This window comes from Nissabacter archeti (genome assembly GCF_018257325.1).
Taxonomy (GTDB): domain Bacteria; phylum Pseudomonadota; class Gammaproteobacteria; order Enterobacterales; family Enterobacteriaceae; genus Chimaeribacter; species Chimaeribacter arupi.
This window is the reverse complement of the sequence record NZ_JAERKB010000010.1, coordinates 207,990-228,662: the sequence shown is the minus strand read 5'-3', so window position 1 is coordinate 228,662 and position 20,673 is coordinate 207,990. Positions and strand designations below refer to the sequence as shown.

The 20,673-nt window shown below is 58.4% G+C and carries 16 protein-coding genes and 4 tRNA genes; 9 read left to right on the top strand and 11 right to left on the bottom strand.

Annotated elements, in window-relative coordinates:
- Positions 1–2: 2 nt before the first annotated feature.
- Together JK232_RS15795 and JK232_RS15790 are read right to left on the bottom strand one after the other, a co-directional pair.
- Positions 3–75: transfer RNA gene (locus JK232_RS15795), tRNA-Val, on the bottom strand.
- Between the two features lie 67 nt (positions 76–142).
- Positions 143–218: transfer RNA gene (locus tag JK232_RS15790), tRNA-Val, on the bottom strand.
- Between the two features lie 273 nt (positions 219–491).
- On the opposite strand from JK232_RS15790, the gene gltX reads away from it, so the two are divergent.
- Complete coding sequence (gene gltX / locus JK232_RS15785; protein ID WP_072933138.1) at positions 492–1,907, top strand: glutamate--tRNA ligase; 1,416 nt, start codon at positions 492–494, stop codon at positions 1,905–1,907.
- An 87-nt stretch (positions 1,908–1,994) separates the two neighbouring features.
- On the opposite strand, the gene JK232_RS15780 is transcribed toward gltX, so the two are convergent.
- Both JK232_RS15780 and JK232_RS15775 read right to left on the bottom strand, forming a co-directional pair.
- Complete coding sequence (locus tag JK232_RS15780; RefSeq protein WP_165698451.1) at positions 1,995–2,369, bottom strand: YfeC-like transcriptional regulator; 375 nt, start codon at positions 2,367–2,369, stop codon at positions 1,995–1,997.
- 158 nt (positions 2,370–2,527) lie between these two features.
- On the bottom strand, positions 2,528–3,316 hold the full coding sequence (locus tag JK232_RS15775; RefSeq protein WP_101828538.1) for a formate/nitrite transporter family protein: 789 nt from the start codon (positions 3,314–3,316) through the stop codon (positions 2,528–2,530).
- 378 nt (positions 3,317–3,694) lie between these two features.
- Between JK232_RS15775 and JK232_RS15770 the strand changes: the two genes are divergently transcribed.
- Positions 3,695–3,770: transfer RNA gene (locus JK232_RS15770), tRNA-Ala, on the top strand.
- A gap of 66 nt (positions 3,771–3,836) precedes the next feature.
- A tRNA-Ala gene (locus tag JK232_RS15765) sits at positions 3,837–3,912 on the top strand.
- A 256-nt stretch (positions 3,913–4,168) separates the two neighbouring features.
- Here the strand turns inward: JK232_RS15765 and JK232_RS15760 are convergent.
- Positions 4,169–5,356, bottom strand: a complete 1,188-nt coding sequence (locus JK232_RS15760) for a NupC/NupG family nucleoside CNT transporter (RefSeq protein ID WP_072933146.1) — start codon at positions 5,354–5,356, stop codon at positions 4,169–4,171.
- A 411-nt stretch (positions 5,357–5,767) separates the two neighbouring features.
- On the opposite strand from JK232_RS15760, the gene JK232_RS15755 reads away from it, so the two are divergent.
- Positions 5,768–6,997 (top strand): Nramp family divalent metal transporter, encoded by a 1,230-nt coding sequence (locus tag JK232_RS15755; RefSeq protein WP_072933148.1) that lies wholly within the window; start codon positions 5,768–5,770, stop codon positions 6,995–6,997.
- An 85-nt stretch (positions 6,998–7,082) separates the two neighbouring features.
- Here JK232_RS15755 and JK232_RS15750 read toward each other — a convergent pair whose 3' ends face one another.
- Complete coding sequence (locus JK232_RS15750) at positions 7,083–7,442, bottom strand: DUF2502 domain-containing protein (protein ID WP_072933150.1); 360 nt, start codon at positions 7,440–7,442, stop codon at positions 7,083–7,085.
- 219 nt (positions 7,443–7,661) lie between these two features.
- Positions 7,662–8,651 carry an L-glyceraldehyde 3-phosphate reductase gene (gene mgrA, locus JK232_RS15745; protein ID WP_072933153.1) on the bottom strand — a complete coding sequence of 330 codons (990 nt, stop codon included), beginning with the start codon at positions 8,649–8,651 and terminating at the stop codon, positions 7,662–7,664.
- A 273-nt stretch (positions 8,652–8,924) separates the two neighbouring features.
- Here mgrA and JK232_RS15740 point away from each other — a divergent pair, with 273 nt between their 5' ends.
- The 3 genes from JK232_RS15740 (at position 8,925) to glk (ending at position 12,896) form a co-directional block, all read left to right on the top strand.
- A complete protein-coding gene (locus JK232_RS15740; protein ID WP_212589388.1) occupies positions 8,925–10,604 on the top strand; it encodes an alpha-keto acid decarboxylase family protein in 1,680 nt (559 codons plus the stop codon).
- A gap of 285 nt (positions 10,605–10,889) precedes the next feature.
- Complete coding sequence (locus JK232_RS15735) at positions 10,890–11,582, top strand: aspartate/glutamate racemase family protein (RefSeq protein ID WP_212589387.1); 693 nt, start codon at positions 10,890–10,892, stop codon at positions 11,580–11,582.
- A 345-nt stretch (positions 11,583–11,927) separates the two neighbouring features.
- Positions 11,928–12,896 carry a glucokinase gene (glk, locus tag JK232_RS15730; protein ID WP_072933160.1) on the top strand — a complete coding sequence of 323 codons (969 nt, stop codon included), beginning with the start codon at positions 11,928–11,930 and terminating at the stop codon, positions 12,894–12,896.
- 92 nt (positions 12,897–12,988) lie between these two features.
- On the opposite strand, the gene JK232_RS15725 is transcribed toward glk, so the two are convergent.
- The 4 genes from JK232_RS15725 to JK232_RS15710 all read right to left on the bottom strand — a co-directional run bounded on the left by JK232_RS15725 (position 12,989) and on the right by JK232_RS15710 (position 18,234).
- Entirely contained in the window at positions 12,989–14,215 is a 1,227-nt protein-coding gene (locus JK232_RS15725) for an L-lactate MFS transporter (protein WP_072933162.1), read from the bottom strand.
- Positions 14,216–14,379: 164 nt separating this feature from the next.
- A complete protein-coding gene (locus JK232_RS15720) occupies positions 14,380–15,135 on the bottom strand; it encodes a LytR/AlgR family response regulator transcription factor (RefSeq protein WP_101828540.1) in 756 nt (251 codons plus the stop codon).
- Between the two features lie 48 nt (positions 15,136–15,183).
- The gene (locus tag JK232_RS15715; protein WP_101828566.1) at positions 15,184–16,875 is read right to left on the bottom strand and encodes a sensor histidine kinase; all 1,692 of its coding nucleotides are present in this window, start codon (positions 16,873–16,875) and stop codon (positions 15,184–15,186) included.
- Positions 16,876–16,986: 111 nt separating this feature from the next.
- The gene (locus JK232_RS15710; protein ID WP_212589386.1) at positions 16,987–18,234 is read right to left on the bottom strand and encodes a DUF1479 domain-containing protein; all 1,248 of its coding nucleotides are present in this window, start codon (positions 18,232–18,234) and stop codon (positions 16,987–16,989) included.
- Between the two features lie 158 nt (positions 18,235–18,392).
- Between JK232_RS15710 and JK232_RS15705 the strand changes: the two genes are divergently transcribed.
- Both JK232_RS15705 and alaC read left to right on the top strand, forming a co-directional pair.
- Positions 18,393–18,917 (top strand): GNAT family N-acetyltransferase, encoded by a 525-nt coding sequence (locus tag JK232_RS15705; RefSeq protein WP_072933172.1) that lies wholly within the window; start codon positions 18,393–18,395, stop codon positions 18,915–18,917.
- Positions 18,918–19,128: 211 nt separating this feature from the next.
- Positions 19,129–20,382, top strand: coding sequence for an alanine transaminase (gene alaC / locus JK232_RS15700; protein WP_072933174.1), 1,254 nt, complete (start codon positions 19,129–19,131; stop codon positions 20,380–20,382).
- Positions 20,383–20,673: the final 291 nt, after the last annotated feature.

Sequence of the window (20,673 nt, the reverse complement as noted above, 5' to 3'; positions counted from 1 at the left end):
GGTGGGCGATGACGGGCTCGAACCGCCGACCCCCTCCGTGTAAAGGAGATGCTCTACCAACTGAGCTAATCGCCCATCTGTCACTGCTGTTTACTTTTTACTGCTTATCAAACGCTTTATCACAACAAGGCCACCTGTAAGATGGTGGGCGATGACGGGCTCGAACCGCCGACCCCCTCCGTGTAAAGGAGATGCTCTACCAACTGAGCTAATCGCCCCCGTCGTGATGGAGTCGCATTATAGGGATAGTTCAAAGTGAGTCAACGCTTTTTCCGGAGAAAATAATCGTTCGCCGCAAAAGTAATCAGGATGCAACATTTATCAGCAGCGCTGCGGCAATTTTGTGCATATCTTTGATGAATGAGCAAAAGGCGGGGGCGTTCAGCGTTGAGGAATCGACATGGAGTGGTAGAATGTTGCCCACTTTTTGGTTCTTTCCGAGCAAGCTGTGGCCCGCGTCGGCTGCATTGCGTAATAAGGCTGTGTTCCCCATGAAAATCAAAACCCGTTTTGCCCCCAGCCCGACCGGCTACCTGCACGTTGGCGGCGCCCGTACTGCCCTTTACTCCTGGCTGTTTACCCGCCACCTGGGCGGCGAGTTTGTGCTGCGTATTGAAGATACCGATCTGGAGCGCTCTACCCAGGAGGCCATCGACGCAATCATGGACGGTATGAACTGGCTGAATCTGGACTGGGACGAAGGCCCGTATTTCCAGACCAAACGCTTTGACCGCTATAACGCGGTGATTGACCAGATGCTGGAGCAGGGCACCGCCTATAAATGTTACTGCTCGAAAGAGCGCCTTGAGGCACTGCGTGAAACCCAGATGGCCAACGGCGAAAAGCCGCGTTACGACGGCCGTTGCCGCCACAGCCATGAACACCATGCCGCGGATGAACCGTGCGTGGTGCGTTTTTGTAACCCGCAGGATGGATCGGTTATCTTTGATGACAAGATCCGTGGCCCGATTGAGTTCAGCAACCTTGAGCTGGATGACCTGATCATCCGCCGCACCGACGGCTCGCCGACGTACAACTTCTGCGTTGTCGTAGATGACTGGGACATGGAAATCACCCACGTTATCCGCGGTGAAGACCACATCAACAACACCCCGCGCCAGATCAACATTTTGAAAGCGCTGGGCGCGCCGGTGCCGGAATACGCCCACGTGTCGATGATCCTGGGTGATGACGGCAAAAAGCTCTCCAAACGCCACGGCGCGGTAGGGGTGATGCAGTACCGTGATGACGGTTACCTGCCGGAAGCCCTGCTGAACTACCTGGTGCGCCTGGGCTGGTCCCACGGTGATCAGGAGATCTTCTCTATTGAAGAGATGAAATCGCTGTTTACCCTGGAAGCGATCAATAAATCCGCCAGTGCGTTCAACACTGAAAAATTGCAGTGGCTGAACCATCACTACATCAACACCATGCCGCCGGAGTATGTGGCCACCCACCTGCTGTGGCATGTAGAGCAGCTGGGCCTGGATACCCGTAACGGCCCGCAGCTGTTTGAAATCGTGACCCTGTTGGGCGAGCGCTGCAAGACGCTGAAAGAGATGGCAGAAGCCTGCCGTTACTTCTACGAAGATTTCAGCGAGTTCGATGCAGACGCTGCGAAAAAACACCTGCGCCCGGTTGCCCGCCAGCCGCTGGAAGCCGTTAAAGCGAAACTGGCTGCCCTGACTGAATGGACGCCGGCCACCGTGCATGACGCGATTCAGGGCACGGCAGATGAGCTGGGCGTCGGGATGGGCAAAGTCGGGATGCCGCTGCGTGTGGCCGTGACCGGTGCCGGCCAGTCGCCGGGCATGGATGTCACGGTGCATGCCATTGGTCAGCGCCGCACGCTGGCACGCATCGACCAGGCCCTGGCCTACATTGCAGAGCGTGAAGCACAGCAATAAGGCAGCGCCAGAAACAGCAAGGCCGGTAAGGAGACTTACCGGCCTTTTTTTATCGGCGTGATAGCGCTGAACCGCTGCGACAGGCGGTTATTTCGGCGGCTTGCTGTCCGGATCATCGTTCAGGCCCAGTTTTTCCATCATTCCAGAGATGCCTTCACGCAGAATAAATTGAGTAATCAGATGTTTTTCACGACGGTTAAGACGGGCAAACGTCGCAAACCAGATGTCCCGCGGCTGGCTGGAGGAAGCGAGGTAAGGGGCAGGATCTTCATGCACTGAGCGACTCTTGGCGAGGAAAGGCGCTGCGCTGGCCAGGGAGAATTCATGGGCCCGGCCGCCTTGCACACCGGGGCGCAGGCGCTTTTCCCAGTTCTCTTTCGCCGCCCGTTGATTAATGCTTTGCTCGGTATAGCCGGTCTTCTGTGCCAGCTCTTTTGGAGTGATCCACTCGTCGTTCATCATGCTTCCCTGATGAGGTGAAATTAACGGTTGTCGTAAGTAGATCATTTTACATGATTCACTAACGGGATTGAGGGCATTAAAAAAAGGCGCGATCTGGATCACAAGAAAACTGCCCGCAAAAGCGGGCAGTAAAAGAAGGGGGTAAGCAGGGCGGAAGATCAGCTTTGCAGCTGTTTCACTTCGTTGCCAGGACGATAAGCCAGGAAGTAGATCAGGCCGACAAACCCTGCGCCGCCCACGGCGTTGCCCAGGAATACCGCCACGAAGTTTGGGAAGTAATCCGCCCAGCTCAGTGCACCGGCAAAAATCGCCGCCGGAATGATGAACATATTCGCCACCACGTGCTGGAAGCCGATGGCCACAAATGCCATCACCGGGAACCACATGCCAATCACTTTCCCGCCCATCTCTTTGCTGGCAAAGGAGAGCCACACGGCCAGGCAGACCAGCCAGTTACAGCCGATACCGGAGATAAAGGCGTGCAGGAAGTCAGCGTTGACTTTAGCCTGGGCAATAGACACGGTTTTTGCCAGGAACGCACCTTCTGTCATCCCCAGCATATGGCCGAAGAAGAACGCGACAGCCAGGCTGCCCAGCAGGTTGGCAATGGTCACCCAGAACCAGTTACGCAGAATAGCCAGCCCGTTAATCTGGCGTGAGAACCAGGCGATCGGCAGTGTCATCATGTTACCGGTCAGCAGTTCACCACCGGCCAGCACAGTCAGAATCAGCCCGACCGGGAAAACAGCCGCGCCCAGCAGGCCGCCGAAGGAGCCCCACTGCGGCGGCAGCGTACCGATAACGTGCAGATCAAGCAGGAAACCGGTAGCAATAAAGGCCCCGGCCATAAAGCCCAGAATCAGCAGATTCATGATTGAGGCACGGCTTTTCACCACGCCTGCCTGAACAGCAATTGCGGCAATTTCTTTTGGTGTGTGCAATGACATGTGTAACCCGGATGTAAAAGTTATGATAAAGGCGCGGGCAGTCTAGTATGAGAATTATCTCAAAACAAGCGCGTTTCCTATGCGTGCTAACATTTTTTTAAACTGCCTCTAACTTCATGATCTTAATATGTTGCAATATGTGCGGTTGCCTTTTACATGCGGAATAACAGGGGGACAAAGGGGAATGCTGAGCACAGCAATGCGCTTGCCCGGCGCAGAAACGCGGCAACAGGGCGGTTTCCAGAAGAAGAAATCACTCTGGTTGCGCCCGGTTGGCTGCTTTTTCAACGCTTGAATTAATTATGATATTTAGCCGTTGACAGGATCTGGTGGGTTTCATATTATGCGCCCCGTCCACACGACATGTTGTGTTGATACGGGGCTATAGCTCAGCTGGGAGAGCGCTTGCATGGCATGCAAGAGGTCGACGGTTCGATCCCGTCTAGCTCCACCAACTTTCTTCCCAGAAAGGTTGGTTAAGGACGCCACACCGTCCTGAAAAATGTGTGACCACATCTGTGGGGCTATAGCTCAGCTGGGAGAGCGCTTGCATGGCATGCAAGAGGTCGACGGTTCGATCCCGTCTAGCTCCACCAAATTTAAGAAACCGGCTCAGGCCGGTTTTTTGCTTTCTGGCGTTCCTCATCCCGCGTTGTTTTCGCTCCCTGCGTCGTCCTTAGCATCGCTGCATTGTCACCCGTGGCGCGCCTTCGTTAATCATGCCGTCTACCCACCCATTGCGTTTTCCACTCTCTTTTCCCGTTCTGTTTGCCGTACAACGTTATGCGTCATGCGCCGGGGAGCAGGCATAAAAAAAGGCGCCGCAGCGCCTTTTTAACCTGGGGTCATGCCTTAGCCGAGCACCAGACCAGCAATAGAGGCGGACAGCACACTCACCAGCGTGGAGCCGTACAGCAGCTTCAGGCCGAAGCGGGACACCACATTCCCCTGATGCTCGTTCAGGCCTTTGATTGCACCGGCCACAATCCCGATAGAGGAAAAGTTGGCGAAGGAGACCAGGAACACCGACAGGATGCCTTCTGAGCGCGGGGAGAGGGTATCGGCAATCTTTTGCAGATCCATCATGGCCACGAACTCATTGGACACCATTTTGGTGGCCATAATACTGCCGACCTGCAACGCTTCATGGGAAGGCACGCCCATCACCCAGGCAAACGGGTAGAAGACATAGCCCAGCAATTCCTGGAAGCTATGGCCAAACAGGGTGCTGAACAGGGCGTTGATGGCGGAGATCAGCGCGATAAAGCCGATCAGCATGGCGGCCACGATAATCGCCACTTTAAAGCCGGCCAGGATGTATTCGCCCAGCATCTCAAAGAAGCTCTGCCCTTTGTGCAGCTCACCGAGTTGCAGATCCTGCTCGCCTTCCACTTTATAGGGGTTAATCAGCGACAACACGATAAAGGTACTGAACATGTTCAGCACCAGCGCGGCGACCACATACTTGGGTTCCAGCATCGTCATGTACGCGCCGACAATCGACATCGACACCGTGGACATCGCAGTGGCGGCCATGGTGTACATGCGTTTTTCAGACATCTTGCCGAGAATATCTTTGTAGGCAATAAAGTTTTCGGACTGGCCCAGGATCAGCGAGCTGACGGCGTTGAAGGATTCCAGTTTCCCCATGCCGTTGACTTTAGACAGCACGGTACCGATCCAGCGGATAACGATCGGCAACACGCGGATGTGTTGCAGAATACCAATCAGAGCAGAAATAAAGACGATCGGGCAAAGCACTTTCAGGAAGAAGAAGGCCAGGCCTTTGTCCCCCATACCACCAAAGACAAAATCGGTGCCCTGAGCGGCAAAACCAAGCAACTTATCAAAGAAGTTAGCGAAACCCTGAATAAACCCTAAACCAATTTCGGAATTCAGGAAGAAATAGGCAAGCAGGACTTCAAGAACCAGTAACTGTGCGATAAAACGTAAGCGGATGTTCTTGCGATCGCGGCTGGCCAGCATGGCCAGGACGGCGACCACAGCCAACGCTAACACAAAGTGCAGTATTCGGGACATGTGTGCTCCAAATTTGAGGCAGGCAATATTTCGGGGGACATTTTATGTAACGGCGACATTAAAAACGAGACATCCCTTGCAAATATAAAAATTCATCTCCGTGAAATCAATCAAATTGCGTATTTCGCTAAGAAAAATCAAGATGTTAAGAAATCCATGTGTCAGGTGAATATCTATGCTAGTTTTATTAATTGCGGTAATACGCGCTGAATTTTGCCGGATTGACTGATTTTACATCGGTAAAACCCTCAAAAAACAGGGGACTCTGTGGCGGTTGACAGCCCGCTGAGCCTTTCTGTATCACTGCGGCCTATCATAGAAATACGTAAAAGTAACAGGGATGCGCTTGATAACGATTCTCATTTACCTGAAGATAACAGGTAAGCACACAATGATTAAGGGTTACACGCTATGCTGAACAGTCGCGCTGATGCAAGCAGCCGCACGTCCAGAAAAATTAAACTCTCCTTAATGGGGCCGGCATTTATCGCCGCCATTGGCTATATCGATCCGGGTAACTTTGCCACCAACATCCAGGCAGGGGCCTCGTTCGGCTATAAATTACTCTGGGTCGTGGTGTGGGCCAACCTGATGGCCATGCTGATTCAGCTGCTCTCTGCCAAACTTGGCATCGCAACCGGCAAAAACCTGGCGGAACATATCCGCGATCGTTTCCCGCGCCCGGCAGTCTGGGCCTATTGGGTGCAGGCGGAAATTATCGCGATGGCGACCGACCTGGCGGAATTTATCGGGGCGGCGATCGGCTTTAAACTGCTGCTTGGCGTGTCGCTGTTGCAGGGGGCCGTGCTTACCGGCATCGCCACCTTTATTATCCTGGCTGTCCAGCGCCGCGGCCAGAAACCGCTGGAGTGGGTGATTGGCGGATTGCTGCTGTTTGTGGCAGCGGCATACATTGTGGAACTCTTCTTCTCGCAACCCAAAATGGGCGAGCTGGTGAAAGGCATGGCGTTGCCCTCTTTGCCGGGGGCCGATGCGGTGTACCTGGCGGCCGGGGTGCTGGGGGCGACCATTATGCCGCACGTGATTTACCTGCACTCTTCACTGACGCAGCGTTCCGGTTCCAGCTCCAAAGCCGATCGTTACTCGTCAACCAAACTGGATGTGGCCATCGCCATGACCATTGCCGGTTTTGTGAACCTGGCGATGATGGCCACCGCCGCCGCCGCGTTCCACTTCAGCGGCCACAGCGGCATCAGTGAGCTGGATCAGGCCTACCTGACGCTGGAGCCGCTGCTCGGCCATGCGGCCGCGACCATCTTCGGCCTGAGCCTGGTGGCCGCCGGCCTCTCCTCCACGGTGGTCGGCACGCTGGCAGGGCAGGTGGTGATGCAGGGCTTCGTCCGCTTCTATATTCCGCTGTGGGTGCGTCGCGTGGTCACCATGCTGCCGTCCTTTATTGTGATCATGATGGGGATGGATGCGACCAAAATTCTGGTGATGAGCCAGGTGCTGCTGAGTTTCGGCATCGCGCTGGCGCTGCTGCCGCTGCTCTCCTTTACCGGCAACCGGGAGCTGATGGGCGAGATGACCAACACCCCGCTGATGCAAAACCTGGGGCGGATCATTGTGCTGGTGGTGATTGGCCTGAACGGCTACCTGCTGCTCAGCATGATGATGTAGCGTAAATCATGCCGTGTGCTGATGAAAAAGAGAGGCAGGCCAAATGGCCTGCCTTTTTTATTGCTGTGTGTTTTTATTCTGTTAACTAGTGCCAGTGACGGCCGCGGTCATGATGGCGGTCGCGTCCGCCGCGCTCATAGCCCCGTTCATAGCCACGCTCAAAACCGCGCTCGTACCCCCGGCGGCGGTCATGCCCATAGGCATGGCCATGCGGCGGGCCATAAAAACGTGGGCCGTGGTGACGGTAAGGGCGGTGGTGGCGTTCCCACCAGCCGCGGTCACGCCAGCGGCCGCCGTCCCAGTAGTTACCGTGGCGGTCGCGGTCACCGATAGACAGCGAGAAGCCGGGCATCCGCACGCTCAGATTATCTGCCTTGGCAGGTAATACAGCGGGTAACAAGGTAATGAAAAGTGCGCTCAGCAAAAGTGTTTTTAGTTTAACCATTCTTATTATCCTCCAGACCACCTCAGTGGGTGACATAGATATACGACCAATCACCGCTAATCACTATCGGATAACAGGCGATTTTGAATCATTTACCCGTCTTAACAGTTTACTGACAAATGGCATCAAAATGGAGCAATTGTGGAGGAAAAGTAACATGGGGAACGCAGCGGGAGAACAGGCCCGCCGCCCCGGAAAGGCGGCGGGCAGGGTAAGCGGTTACATCAGGATATGGTCAATCTCATCCAGCTCCTGTGGGCTGAATGTCCGGTTTTGCAGCATGCCGACGGCATCATCAATCTGGCTGGTTTTACTGGCACCGATCAGCACTGACGTCACGCGATCGCCGCGCAACACCCAGGCCAGCGCCATCTGTGAAAGCTTCTGCCCGCGCCGTTGCGCCAGCGCATTCAGCGCCCGCACCCGCGCCAGTTTCTCGTCAGTGAGTTGCTCCGGCTTGAGGAACCGGCTGCCGCTGGCAGCGCGCGAGTCCTCCGGGATACCGTGCAGGTAACGGTCAGTGAGCTGGCCGCCGGCCAATGGTGAAAACGCAATAGAGCCGACACCGTGCTCAGCCAGCGTATCCAGCAATTGCGCCTCGATCCCGCGTTCATACATCGAATATTTCGGCTGGTGGATCAGGCAGGGCGTACCGAGTTGAGTCAGGATCTCAAACGCCTGGCGCGCGCGTTCCGCCGGGTAGTTTGACAGGCCGATATAGAGCGCCTTGCCCTGGCGCACCAGCAGATCCAGCGCGGCCATCGTCTCCTCCAGCGGCGTGTCAGGATCGGGGCGATGATGGTAGAAAATGTCGACGTACTCCAGCCCCATGCGGCGCAGGCTCTGGTTAAGGCTGGCAACCAGATACTTTTTCGACCCCCAGTCACCGTAAGGGCCGTCCCACATGGTGTACCCGGCTTTGGAGGAGATGATCAGCTCATCCCGGTAGGGCAGGAAATCTTCTTTCAGAATGCGGCCGAAATTCAGCTCAGCGGAGCCGGGCGGCGGGCCGTAGTTATTGGCCAGATCAAAATGCGTGATGCCGAGATCAAACGCCCGGCGCAACAGCTGGCGGCTGTTCTCAACCAGCGTGGTATCACCAAAATTGTGCCACAGGCCGAGGGAGATGGCGGGCAGCTTCAGGCCACTGCGGCCGCAACGGCGATACTCCATACTTTCATAACGTGCCGGGCTGGCGTGGTACACCATAGTATTCCCTTATCAGTGAAAGAAAAGTTGCACTGTAGTGTAGACGGTTACACCACCGGATGCCGTCGGCAGGATCACAACTTATTGAGCATACGCGCGTTAACGCAATGATCGCCGTGGCCGATGAATCCAGCTTATCCGGCCCGGCTGCGGCACGCTGACGGTGCAACGCTGTAACGCCCGCTTGCCAGGCGACATGCCGGATAAGATTCGCCCGTTTCCCCCGCTCAGCAATACTTAATGCTGGATAAACCTGAAACGGCAGGGGGAGCAATGAGCGAAAAGGTTACGGTGGGTGATTATCTCTTGGCACGGCTGGCGGAAGTGGGGATTGAGCACCTGTTTGGCGTGCCGGGCGACTACAATCTGCAATTTCTCGATCATGTGATTGATAACCCAGGGATCACCTGGGTCGGCTGTGCCAATGAGCTGAATGCGGCTTACGCGGCAGACGGTTACGCACGCTGCCGGGGCGCAGGGGCGCTGCTGACCACCTTTGGCGTCGGTGAGCTGAGCGCGATTAACGGCACCGCCGGCAGTTATGCGGAGTATGTCCCGGTGGTGCATGTGGTCGGTGCGCCGCCGCTCGCGTCGCAACAGCGTGGGGAATGGTTGCATCACTCGCTGGGCGACGGCGATTTCGGCCATTTTGCCCGCATGGCGCAGGAGGTCACTGTGGCACAGGCGCGCCTGACAGTGGACAACGCGCAGTCTGAGATCGACCGGGTGATCACCACCGTGCTGCATACACGCCGCCCCGGCTACCTGCTGCTGCCGAGCGACGTGGCCGCCGCCCCACTGCCGGCATTGCCGCTGCCGCTGGTACGGCGTAAAGAGGAGTGTTCGCCGGAGGCGCTGGCGGCGTTTACTGCTGCAGCCGATGCGCTGCTGAGCCGGGCGGGCGGGGCGGCGGTGCTGGCCGATTTCCTGGCCGACCGTTTTGGCGTGGGTGACGCGTTAAACCGCTGGCTGGCGGAATGCGGGTTGCCGCACAGCACGCTGTTGCTGGGCAAAAGTGTGCTGAATGAGCAAAACCCGGCCTTTACCGGCACCTACGCCGGGGCCGCCAGTGATGAACAGGTACGCCATACGCTGGAAGGGGCGGACGTGATGATCACAGTGGGGGTAAAATTCACCGACACCATTACCGCCGGCTTCAGCCAGCAGTTGCCGCCGGAAAAAACCATCGATCTGCAACCGTTCCAGGCACGGGTGGGTGCGCAGGTGTTTAATCAGCTGCCGATGGCTGAGGCGCTCACCGCCTTGCAACAGGTTGTGGCCCGGCACCTGCCGCGTTGGCAGGGCAACCCGGTGACGCGGCCCGCACTGCCGCCTGCGGAGTCCGGCAGGCTTGACCAGCCGGCATTCTGGCAGGCGATGCAGGCTTTCCTGCGGCCGGGCGATATTCTGGTGGCCGAGCAGGGCACCGCCTGTTTTGGCGCGGCGGCCCTCACACTGCCTGAAGGGTGCCGGATGCTGGTTCAGCCGCTGTGGGGCTCGATTGGCTATACCCTGCCGGCCGCGTTTGGCGCACAGATCGCCCGGCCCGATCGTCGGGTGGTGTTACTGATCGGTGACGGATCGGCCCAGCTGACCGCGCAAGAGCTGGGATCGATGATCCGGGATGGCCTGAACCCGGTAATTATTATCCTCAATAATCAGGGGTATACGGTGGAGCGGGCCATCCACGGCGCCCGGCAGCGCTACAACGATATCGCGCAATGGGACTGGACGCACCTGCCGCGGGCATTGGGCAGCCGCGACGGGCAGGTGGTGGCGCTGCAAGCAGCAGATACCGCGCAACTGCATGACGCCCTGGCCCAGGTGGCGATTGCGGAGCAGTTGGCGCTGATCGAGGTCATCCTGCCGAAAATGGATGTACCGGAACTGCTGCAAGCCGTGACGCAGGCACTGGAGCAGCGTAATGCCGGGAAAACGCCGGCCGCAGAGTAGGGGCTGCCCGGCCCGGTGGGGATCGCTTTCCCCGCCGGGCCAGACGATGAACCCTTCACCCCAGCCGTTGATAGTTACAACATACTTTTAAGCGGATGCGCCACACCGGTGCCTGCCTCTCGCTGCGTGATAAAAACTGCGTTAAGGTCAGGGCAGGCTATTTGCACAGGACACGCCGCGCATGATCCCCTGTTTAATGGAAAGGGGCGTCCGGCTGCAAACGGGAGGCCGGTAGGGCCTCTTTTCCTTCCCGCCCTGCGAAGTGGGGCATTCTGGAGAGCGGCAATGAAAACACTGGGGCTGATTGGCGGCATGAGCTGGGAATCCACCGTACCGTATTACCGCATGATCAATGAGCAGGTGAAGCAGCAACTTGGCGGCCTGCACTCCGCGCAACTGGTGCTCTACAGCGTGGATTTCGACCGCATTGAGCAGTTACAGAGGCAGGGTGCCTGGCAGGAGGCGGGGCAGTTGCTGGGGGAGGCCGCCGCCGCCCTGCGCCGCGCCGGGGCGGAGGTTGTCGTGCTCTGTACCAACACCATGCATAAGGTGGCGGACGATATTGAGCGCATCGGCGGTCTGCCGCTGCTGCATATTGCGGATGCCACCGCGCAGGCGGTACAACAGCAGGGCATCCGCCGCGTGGCGCTGCTCGGCACCCGTTTTACCATGGAACAGGATTTCTACACCGGGCGGCTTACGCAGCAGGCTGGCCTGGAGGTCATCGTGCCGGACGAGGCTGACCGCGACACCGTGCACCACATCATCTATGACGAACTCTGCCTCGGCATACTCCGTGACGAGTCGCGCGACGCTTACCGCCGCATCATGCACCGGCTGGAAAGCCGCGGGGCGGGCGGCATCATCCTTGGGTGTACCGAAATTGCGCTGCTGGTGGGCGCACAAGACGCCCAGGTGCCGGTTTTTGACACCACGGCCCTGCACGCCGCCGCCGCTGCCCGTTTTGCGCTGGCCTGACAACCGGGGGCAGGCGGCATCCGGGTTCTGCACCGGAAAGGATGTCGCAAATTCCTAATTATCGCTGCAATCGCCACAAGCCTGATCCATTGTCACCGAAGCAGTATAGGATAGGCGGTCAATGGGCTGGAGCAGCCCCTGTGCGCGTGCCACAACCTGCAAAAAGGGCGGGCAGCGTGCCAACAGAGTGATGACACTTTCACCACCAAACGAAAGTAGAAACTTATTTTTGTGATCAAGATCACTAAAAAGCCAGGGCTTAACCGCCCGGCATTGTTGTTTTGCAGGGGTAAATTTACAGTGTGCGCAGCTAATAACATTCCTTTTCGTGGAGAAGCATCCTCAATGAACAAATATTCCCTGGTGGGCGATGTGGGAGGCACCAATGCCCGTCTGGCGCTATGCGCACTGGAAACGGGTGAGATCTCACAGGCCAAGACCTTCTCCGGCCTGGAGTTCGAGAGCCTGGAGGCCGTGGTCCGCCATTATCTGGCAGAGCATCCGGAAGCGGTGGTCGTGGATGGCTGCATCGCCATCGCCTGTCCGATTACCGGTGACTGGGTCGCGATGACCAACCACACCTGGGCATTCTCCATTGCTGAGATGAAACAGAACCTGGGGTTCAGCCACCTCGAAATCATCAATGATTTTACCGCAGTATCAATGGCCATCCCGATGCTCGGCGAGCAGGATGTCCTGCAATTCGGCGGTAAAAAAGCACAGCCCGGTAAACCGATCGCCATCTACGGCGCCGGCACCGGCCTGGGCGTGGCGCACCTGGTTCATGCCGGCAACCGCTGGCTGAGCCTGCCGGGCGAAGGCGGCCATGTGGATTTCGCGCCGAACAGCGTGGAAGAAGACATTATCCTTGAGCAGCTGCGCACCGAGCTGGGCCACGTCTCTGCTGAGCGGGTGCTCTCCGGGCCGGGGCTGGTAAACCTCTACCGGGCGATTGTGAAAGCGGACGAGCGCCTGCCGGAAAACCTGCAACCGAAAGACGTCACCGAGCGCGCCCTGGAAGACAGCTGCATCGACTGCCGCCGCGCCCTGTCGCTGTTCTGCGTGATCATGGGCCGCTTTGGCGGCAACCTGGCGCTGAACCTCGGCACCTTTGGCGGCGTGTATATCGCCGGCGGCATCGTGCCGCGTTTCCTGGAGTTCTTTAAGGCGTCCGGCTTCCGTGCCGCGTTTGAAGACAAAGGGCGTTTCAAAGATTACCTGGTGGACATCCCGGTTTACATGATCACCCACGAGCAACCGGGCCTGTTGGGTGCCGGCGCGCACCTGCGCCAGTCGCTGGGCGTCATCCTGTAAGCGGACACCGCGCATAAAAAAGCAGAGCCGGGTGGCTCTGCTTTTTTTACGCCTGGGGGTTGGGTTCAGGGCGTGGTTCGCCGGGGCTGCGCTCAGGCATGTTGCCGGTTGCGCAGGGGGGCGGTGGCATGGGAGGTGTCGCCCACCGGTGGTTTGATCATCAGGGTAATCAGCAGAGACAGCACCGACATCACCCCAATCACCAGGAAGGTGGTATGGAAACCGCCGAAGTGCGCCGCCACAAAGGAGCCGGCCAGCGCGCCGAGGCCAAAGCCCTGATACACCAGCCCGTAGTTTTTGCTGTGGTTACGCAAGCCGAAGAAGTCACCGACAATCGCCGGGAACACGGTGATATTGCCGCCGAAGCAGAACGCGATGGCACCGACGCAGAGGAAGAACAGTGACGAGGTCAGCGGGATAAAGCTCAGCGTCGCCACCGCCAGCGTGGTCACCAGCAGGGTGAAACTGATCACCCGCATCCGGCCGACTTTATCTGACAGCGCCCCGAGGATGATCCTTCCTGCGGTGTTGAAGATGGCAATCGCTGACACGGTGTTGGCGGCCGTGGCCAGATCCATCCCCGCCAGTTGCACTCCGATATCTTTCACAATCCCAATCAGGTACAGGCCGCTCATACAGGCGGTAAAGAAGATCAGGAACAACAGATAGGCTTCTTTGGTTTTCAGCATCTCTGCCACGCTGAAATCGGGTTTCCCGGCCTGGGTGTGCTGGGCAGCAGGCTGCGCCGGCACTTTTTTCTCTTTCAGCAGCAGGGAACCGGCAGCGATCAGCGCCATCACAATCACGCCCCAATAGAGGAACGCCTGCGATACCCCTGCCTGCGCAATCAGTTCCGCATTCACATACTTAAACAACAGGCTGCCGGTGCCGAAGGCCCCGACCGACACGCCGGAAATCAGCCCTTTGCGTTCCGGGAACCACTTAATCAGGTTAGAGAGGGTGGTGATGTAGGCGGTGCCGTCGGCGAAACCGACCACGAACCCGGCCAGCAGGTAGAACTGGGTCAGCGAGGTGGCGTAGGCGCTGGCGATAAGCCCGCAGCCCAGCAGCAGCCCGGCCAGCAGCGTCAGGCGGCGGATGCCGAGGCGCTCCTGGAGCCGCCCGGCGAACAGCGTGGCGATGGCGAGTGAGAAACTGGTGATGGAAAAGGTGGTGGCCACATCGCCCAGCGCCCAGTGGAATTTCTCCACCAGCGGCTGGTTAAACAGGCTCCAGGTGTAAATAGTGCCCAGCCCCATCTGCACGATGATGGTACCCATAACGATCAACCCGCGACTTACCGGTTTACTGCTGTTCATGCCGGCCTCCTGATACGCAAACATGGCCCGTTGGGCCAAACTTTACAGGCCGGAGATGTGCAACAACGGGGATCCGGCCCGCCCACTGGAGCCAGTATACGGGCGGGTTTCAAGCCCGCGATCGGATCGGGAATGAGATGCCGTCAGCGCGGAATGAAATGCATTCAGATGCGCATCAGTTGCCGGAATTCTTTGACCTTGCTGCGGCTCACCGGCACTTCAAAGGGTAAATCGCTCAGCCGCAGGATGTAGGTGTTATTGAACCACGGCACAATTTCGCGGATTTTTGACAGGTTTACACAGTAGGAGCGGTGGCAGCGGAAAAAGAATTCGTCCGGCAGGCGGCTGCAAAACTCGGTGATGTTCATCGGCATGGTGAACGCCTCGCGCCGGGTGTAGACCAGCGTCACCTTCTCCTGCGCGGCGGCGTAGTAGATGTCGTTGATGTCAGTGACGATGATGCGCTCATCCTTGATAAGGTTGATGCTGTGGCTGTGGCGCGCCGCCACCGGCTGCTCACCGCCTGCCACCGGCAGCTCACTGGCGGCCTGCCGGTCGCGGCGGAAATGCGCCTCCAGCTTTTGCAGCATAGTGACGATGCGCGCCTCATGGTAAGGCTTGAGGATGTAGTCAAACGCCTCAATCTCAAACGCCTCGGCGGCGTGTTCCTTATAGGCGGTGATGAAAATAATATAGGGCCGGTGGGCAAATTTGCTGATGTTCTGCGCCAGCAGCACCCCGTCCAGCGACGGGATATTGATGTCGAGGAAAATGGCGTCTACCTGGTGGTGTTGCAGGTATTTCAGCACATCCAGCCCGTCGTCGAAGCTGCCCTCCAGTTGGATGCTGCTGTGGGCATTGATCAGGTATTTCAGCTCCTCCTGAGCCAGGAATTCGTCCTCAACAATAATGGCTTTCACATACTCTCCCCGGTCATAACGCCCGCTCACCGGCCATAACGCCCGGCATCAGGCCAGCGCGGCGTGGTGCTTGCCGCCTTCTTTGGTAATAAAGAACGCAATCTCGGTGCCCGGCGACAACCGGCGGATCTGCAACCCTTCGCCATACAGCAGCGACACGCGGTGATGGACGTTCAGCAGGCCGATTTTATTGCCCGGCATCTCATTGCGCGCCACCCGGTCGATGGTCTCCTGGTTGATGCCGTGGCCGGTGTCCTGCACCGCGACGCGGATGCGGTCACCCACGTGTTTCACGCTTATTGACACCACCCCTTTGCCGCGGCAGGGCTGGATGCCGTGCACAATCGCATTCTCCACCAGCGGTTGGATCAACAGGCTGGGGATCGGCACCGCGATCTCTTCGTCAACGTCATACAGCACCGTGAGCTTGCTGCCGAAGCGCGCCTGTTCAATGGCGATGTAATCCTGCACCTGATGCAGCTCTTTGCGCAGGTCGATCAGCTCGTCATTCAGCTCCAGGTTGTAACGCAGGTAGCGCGACAGGTTGATGATCAGCTGGCGGGCGGTGTCCGGATTAATGCGGATAGAGGAGGAGATGGCGTTCAGCGCATTAAACAGGAAGTGCGGGTTAATTTTGCTTTGCAGCGCGCGCATCTCCGCTTTATTGGCCATCTCCCGCAGTTGCTCGGTACGCGAGACTTCCATCTGGGTGGAAATCATCTGCGACAGCCCGACCGCCATCACCTTCAGCGAATAGGTAATCTTGTGCGCGCGGCAGTAGTAGATCTTCAGCGAGCCGGTCACTTCCCCTTTTTCCCACAAGGGAATGATGATAAGCGAGTGGATCTGCGGCGTACGGTGCATCTCATCGTTGTTCTTGATGGTGATTTTGCCGCGCCGCAGCGTCTCTTTGGTCATCTCGCTGATGATCTCATGGCCGATGTTGTACTGCTCCGCACCGGTGCCGACGTAGGCCAGAATGGTTTTGGTGTCAGTGATGGCGACCGCGTCGGCCTTGATATCACGGCGGATAATGTCGCAGATGGTGGTCAGCGAGGCGTGGTTGATATTGCGGAAATAGGGCAGGGTCTTGTTGGCGATGTCCAGCGCCAGCCGGGCCTGGCGGGCGGCGATCACCTCTTTTTCATCCTCCACGCTCTGCACCAGCAGCACAATCAGGCCGATGCAGGTCGCGCCGAGGATCATCGGCACCGCGATTTTCGAGACAATCTCCAGCCCCAGCGACAGCGGCTGTGCCCACACCACCACCAGCAGCATGGTGAGCGATTCACAGGCCATCCCGGCCGCGATGCCCACCGACCAGCGTTTCTCCTTCAGCACCCGCTGGTGGATAACGCCGGACAGCACCCCGGCGATCACGCTGGTGATAAGGCAGGGAATGGCGGTAATGCCGTGCATGTCGATCGCATAGCGGTGCACCCCGGCAATCACCCCGGTCACGATGCCGACCCACGGCCCGAACAGGATACCGCCGGACATCACGGCGATCACCCGCACATTGACCAGCGAGCCTTCCACATTAATGCCGGAATAGGTGCTGAACAGCGCAAACAGGGAGAAGATGGCGGTCACCGCGGCCAGTTCACGCGGCGTGTGCTGCTCTTTTTGCAACAGCTGGCGGAAGGGGCGGGTACGGGTCAGGAAGAACAGGCAGATAAGCATCAGCGCGGCGCGGTCAAACACCGCCAGCAACATCTCAAAGACCGAATTTTCGAACATCACATGCACAACAGGCATCCTGTGCCATATCACGGGCTTTCACTATAAAGAAAAGCCACCGGGGGCACCAGCGCCGGTGGCTTTGGGTTTTACAGGGGCGTAACCACAGGGTCAGGCATCGATGCCCATCTGTTGCCGCCCGGCCGGGGTGAGGTCGTCAAGCGTGGCACGGCCGGTGAAATCCACCTCGAAATCATCCGCGGCGAAATCGGGCGGCGAGCGGCCGTCCAGGAAACTCGCGGCCTGCTTCGGCAGGTAGGCGGCATTTTTCTCGCACCACGGCGCGGCGGCGATGTACATCACGTTACTGTCAAATTCGCCGTTATGCTCATTCTCCACGGCGTGGATCACATCGCAGTGCCAGAACACGGTGTCGCCCGGCTCCAGATCAGGGATGGGCGACACCGCCTCCAGCAGCAGCGGGTGCCACTTTTCGGAAATCGACAGCGCGCGGCCCGGCGCGGCGTCACACAGGTCATCCTCCGGCACATCGTCCTGCAACGCCCGCAACAGCACATAGGCCATCGCATTGGCAATCGGGATCAGGTTCAGCGTCCCGGCGTGGGTGCGTTGCGGCGTCAGCGCCGTCCAGCCCTGGAACGTGCGGAACATCGAGCAGACCGCCGGGGAAGGGAACTCACGCGCCTCCGGCCGCCCCTCTGCGGCGAACGGGTTATAGTCGCGCCAGTTCCCGGCGAACACATGGCGGTAAACGTGGCGGAAATTCTCATCCAGCCAGCGCTCCAGTGAGCCGCCGTCCACGTGCGGCGACAGCCCCAGCGACGAGGAGCGCGGCGGGCGGCGGCGGGTACGGTCGGCGTAACTCACCACCCGCTCCGGGTCGAAATGCTGTTTGCCGTTGCTGTCAGCGTCCCACAAACGGTTGAGGAACACCTGCACCGCTTTCATCCGCGCATCCTGGCGCGCCTCAACCTGCGGCTGTGACCAGTAAATGCCGTAAATCTGCGGCTTACTGGCGGCCAGCGTGCCGAAATAGTTGTCTTCTGCCGCGTTTTTCAGCCGCTCGACAAAGTTATTGCCTTCCAGATAGTCGCCAATCATCTGGTTCCAGCGCTGCGCCTTTTCCCGTGGGAACACCCCGCGGATGGCACAGGCACCGCGCTGGCGGATCAGCGCTTTCTGCTGCTCGCTCACGCGGCCCTGCAAAATATCTTCGGCGTCCAGTTGCGGCACCGGGTTTTCACCGCGTGCCAGCTCACTGCGGATCGTCGTCACCTGCTGGCGGATCGCCTGTTCAACGTCCTGAAAAACGTTTTTATAATCAGGCAGATCGCGGCGGAGCTGCTGTTTGACTTTTCGGATGGCATCGGGAATGTTATCAAGGGTCAGAGCGGCCATAATGCATCTCCAGGGTAGGGGTAACAGGCAAAGTTGTTTTGTTTGTGTTGTACAACTGTTAATCATTATGGGCTGTATTAATGCGAAAGAAAAGGGATTAACTTTCAAATGAAACATCCTCTTTTACGTATGAAGATAACACCCCGGAGGCGTCGGATATGCACCTGAGCACCGCAAGGCTTACCTTACAGACCATGACGGAAGCGGACTGGCCGCTGTTTCTGCAACTGCAACAGGACCCGCGTGTCATGGCATTTGTGGCAGACCCGCGCAGTGAGGCGGCAATCCGCGCCCAGTTTGAGGCCCGGCTGCCGGCGTGGGAGAAAACCAGCCACCACTGGCTCTGCCTGGTGATCCGGGAAAAAGAGAGTGGGGCGGCGCTGGGCGTGACCGGTTTTCTGCCGGAGTGGGAGCCGTTCCGCCAGGCTGAAATAGGGTTCATGATGCTGCCGGACGCGCAGGGGCGCGGATACGCCAGCGAGGCACTGGCCGCCGTGTGCGACTTTGCGTTCGACAGTTGCGGCTTCCACCGGTTGAAAGCGCTGGTGGTCGAAGGCAACCGCGCCTCACGCCGGGTGCTGGAAAAGTGCGGCTTTGAGTGGGAAGGCACCTTACGGGATAACTACCAGCTGGACGGCGAATGGGAAAGCGACTGGCTGATGGCGCGGATAAACCGTGGATAACGGACGCTTTTTACCGGCAGGTAAAAGGGGTTACCGCGGCGCAGACGGAAAAACATCGATAAAAAATTTTTATAGATAAGTGATGTAAATGTAAAAAATAAGTTGCAGTCGGCTCGACAGCCTTTTTCCGCTGCGATAAGGTCATCTTTCGACCGCAACGCGGTCAACGTCGCTCGGACGGTCCGGGCGCTAACGTGACATTGAGGACATCATGGCTGAACCCCGTGCATTACGCCGCTTTACCCGCATTGAACGTCTCCCTCCCTATGTGTTCAACATTACCGCCGAGCTGAAAATGGCGGCCCGCCGCCGTGGTGAAGACATCATCGACTTCAGCATGGGCAACCCGGACGGCCCGACGCCGCCGCATATTGTGGAAAAACTCTGCACCGTGGCACAGCGTGAGGATACCCACGGCTACTCCACGTCCCGCGGCATCCCGCGCCTGCGCCGGGCCATTTCCCGCTGGTACGCGGACCGCTACCAGGTGGAGATTGACCCGGAAAGCGAGGCGATCGTGACCATCGGCTCGAAAGAGGGGTTGGCGCACCTGATGCTGGCAACGCTGGACCACGGCGACACCGTGCTGGTGCCGAACCCCAGCTACCCGATCCATATCTACGGCGCAGTGATCGCCGGGGCGCAGGTGCGCTCCGTGCCGCTGGCCGAGGGCGTCGATTTCTTCGGTGAGCTGGAGAAAGCGATCCGTGAGTCGATTCCGCGGCCGAAAATGATGATCCTGGGTTTCCCTTCCAACCCGACCGCGCAGTGCGTGGAACTGGATTTCTTTGAGCGGGTGGTGGCGCTGGCGAAGCAGTATGACGTGCTGGTGGTGCATGACCTGGCTTATGCCGACATCGTCTATGACGGCTGGAAAGCGCCGTCCATCATGCAGGTGCCGGGCGCGAAAGAGATTGCGGTGGAGTTCTTCACGCTCTCCAAAAGCTACAACATGGCGGGCTGGCGCATCGGCTTCATGGTCGGCAACCCGGAGCTGGTCAGCGCGCTGGCGCGGATTAAAAGCTACCATGACTACGGCACCTTCACCCCATTGCAGGTGGCGGCGATTGCCGCACTGGAAGGGGATCAGCAGTGCGTGCGTGATATCGCCGAGCAGTACCGCCAGCGGCGCAATGTGCTGGTGAAAGGGCTGCATGAGGCGGGCTGGATGGTTGAGAACCCGAAAGCCTCGATGTATGTCTGGGCGAAAATCCCGGCGGCTTACGCCCACCTTGGCTCGCTGGAGTTTGCCAAAAAGCTGCTGGCCGAGGCGAAAGTCTGTGTGTCGCCCGGCATCGGCTTTGGTGACTACGGGGATACCCATGTGCGCTTTGCCCTGATTGAAAACCAGGACCGCATCCGCCAGGCGGTACGCGGCATCAAAGCGATGTTCCGGGCCGATGGCCTGCTGGCGGCCCCTGCCAAAAGCAACGAGCCCGCCGGCAGCAATGAGGCGGCGGGCTAAACCTGCCGGGCTAACCTTACCGGACAAAGAAAAAAGGGCGCAAATGCGCCCTTTTTGTTGGGTAACGTCTCTGTGGCCTTACCGCATCAGCATGGTGAAGGCACCCAGCCAGACGGCCATCATAAACGACACACCCATCACGAAATATTTCACGTCTCTTTCCCCAGAATACAGATGCCGTCAGCAACCCTTGCGATGGCCGCGGCGAAAAATGGTGGGGGCAGCCCCAGGCGTTTACCCGGCTGCCCGATAACCCGGTTAGAACAGGGAAAACACCAATGCCCAGAACAG

What these genes read in the sequence shown, in the direction of transcription:
- gltX (WP_072933138.1), top strand. Translation starts at nt 492, where the DNA reads ATGAAAATCAAAACCCGTTTTGCCCCCAGCCCGACCGGCTACCTGCAC.
- JK232_RS15780 (WP_165698451.1), bottom strand. Translation starts at nt 2,369, where the DNA reads ATGATGAACGACGAGTGGATCACTCCAAAAGAGCTGGCACAGAAGACC.
- JK232_RS15775 (WP_101828538.1), bottom strand. Translation starts at nt 3,316, where the DNA reads ATGTCATTGCACACACCAAAAGAAATTGCCGCAATTGCTGTTCAGGCA.
- JK232_RS15760 (WP_072933146.1), bottom strand. Translation starts at nt 5,356, where the DNA reads ATGTCCCGAATACTGCACTTTGTGTTAGCGTTGGCTGTGGTCGCCGTC.
- JK232_RS15755 (WP_072933148.1), top strand. Translation starts at nt 5,768, where the DNA reads ATGCTGAACAGTCGCGCTGATGCAAGCAGCCGCACGTCCAGAAAAATT.
- JK232_RS15750 (WP_072933150.1), bottom strand. Translation starts at nt 7,442, where the DNA reads ATGGTTAAACTAAAAACACTTTTGCTGAGCGCACTTTTCATTACCTTG.
- mgrA (WP_072933153.1), bottom strand. Translation starts at nt 8,651, where the DNA reads ATGGTGTACCACGCCAGCCCGGCACGTTATGAAAGTATGGAGTATCGC.
- JK232_RS15740 (WP_212589388.1), top strand. Translation starts at nt 8,925, where the DNA reads ATGAGCGAAAAGGTTACGGTGGGTGATTATCTCTTGGCACGGCTGGCG.
- JK232_RS15735 (WP_212589387.1), top strand. Translation starts at nt 10,890, where the DNA reads ATGAAAACACTGGGGCTGATTGGCGGCATGAGCTGGGAATCCACCGTA.
- glk (WP_072933160.1), top strand. Translation starts at nt 11,928, where the DNA reads ATGAACAAATATTCCCTGGTGGGCGATGTGGGAGGCACCAATGCCCGT.
- JK232_RS15725 (WP_072933162.1), bottom strand. Translation starts at nt 14,215, where the DNA reads ATGAACAGCAGTAAACCGGTAAGTCGCGGGTTGATCGTTATGGGTACC.
- JK232_RS15715 (WP_101828566.1), bottom strand. Translation starts at nt 16,875, where the DNA reads ATGTTCGAAAATTCGGTCTTTGAGATGTTGCTGGCGGTGTTTGACCGC.
- JK232_RS15710 (WP_212589386.1), bottom strand. Translation starts at nt 18,234, where the DNA reads ATGGCCGCTCTGACCCTTGATAACATTCCCGATGCCATCCGAAAAGTC.
- JK232_RS15705 (WP_072933172.1), top strand. Translation starts at nt 18,393, where the DNA reads ATGCACCTGAGCACCGCAAGGCTTACCTTACAGACCATGACGGAAGCG.
- alaC (WP_072933174.1), top strand. Translation starts at nt 19,129, where the DNA reads ATGGCTGAACCCCGTGCATTACGCCGCTTTACCCGCATTGAACGTCTC.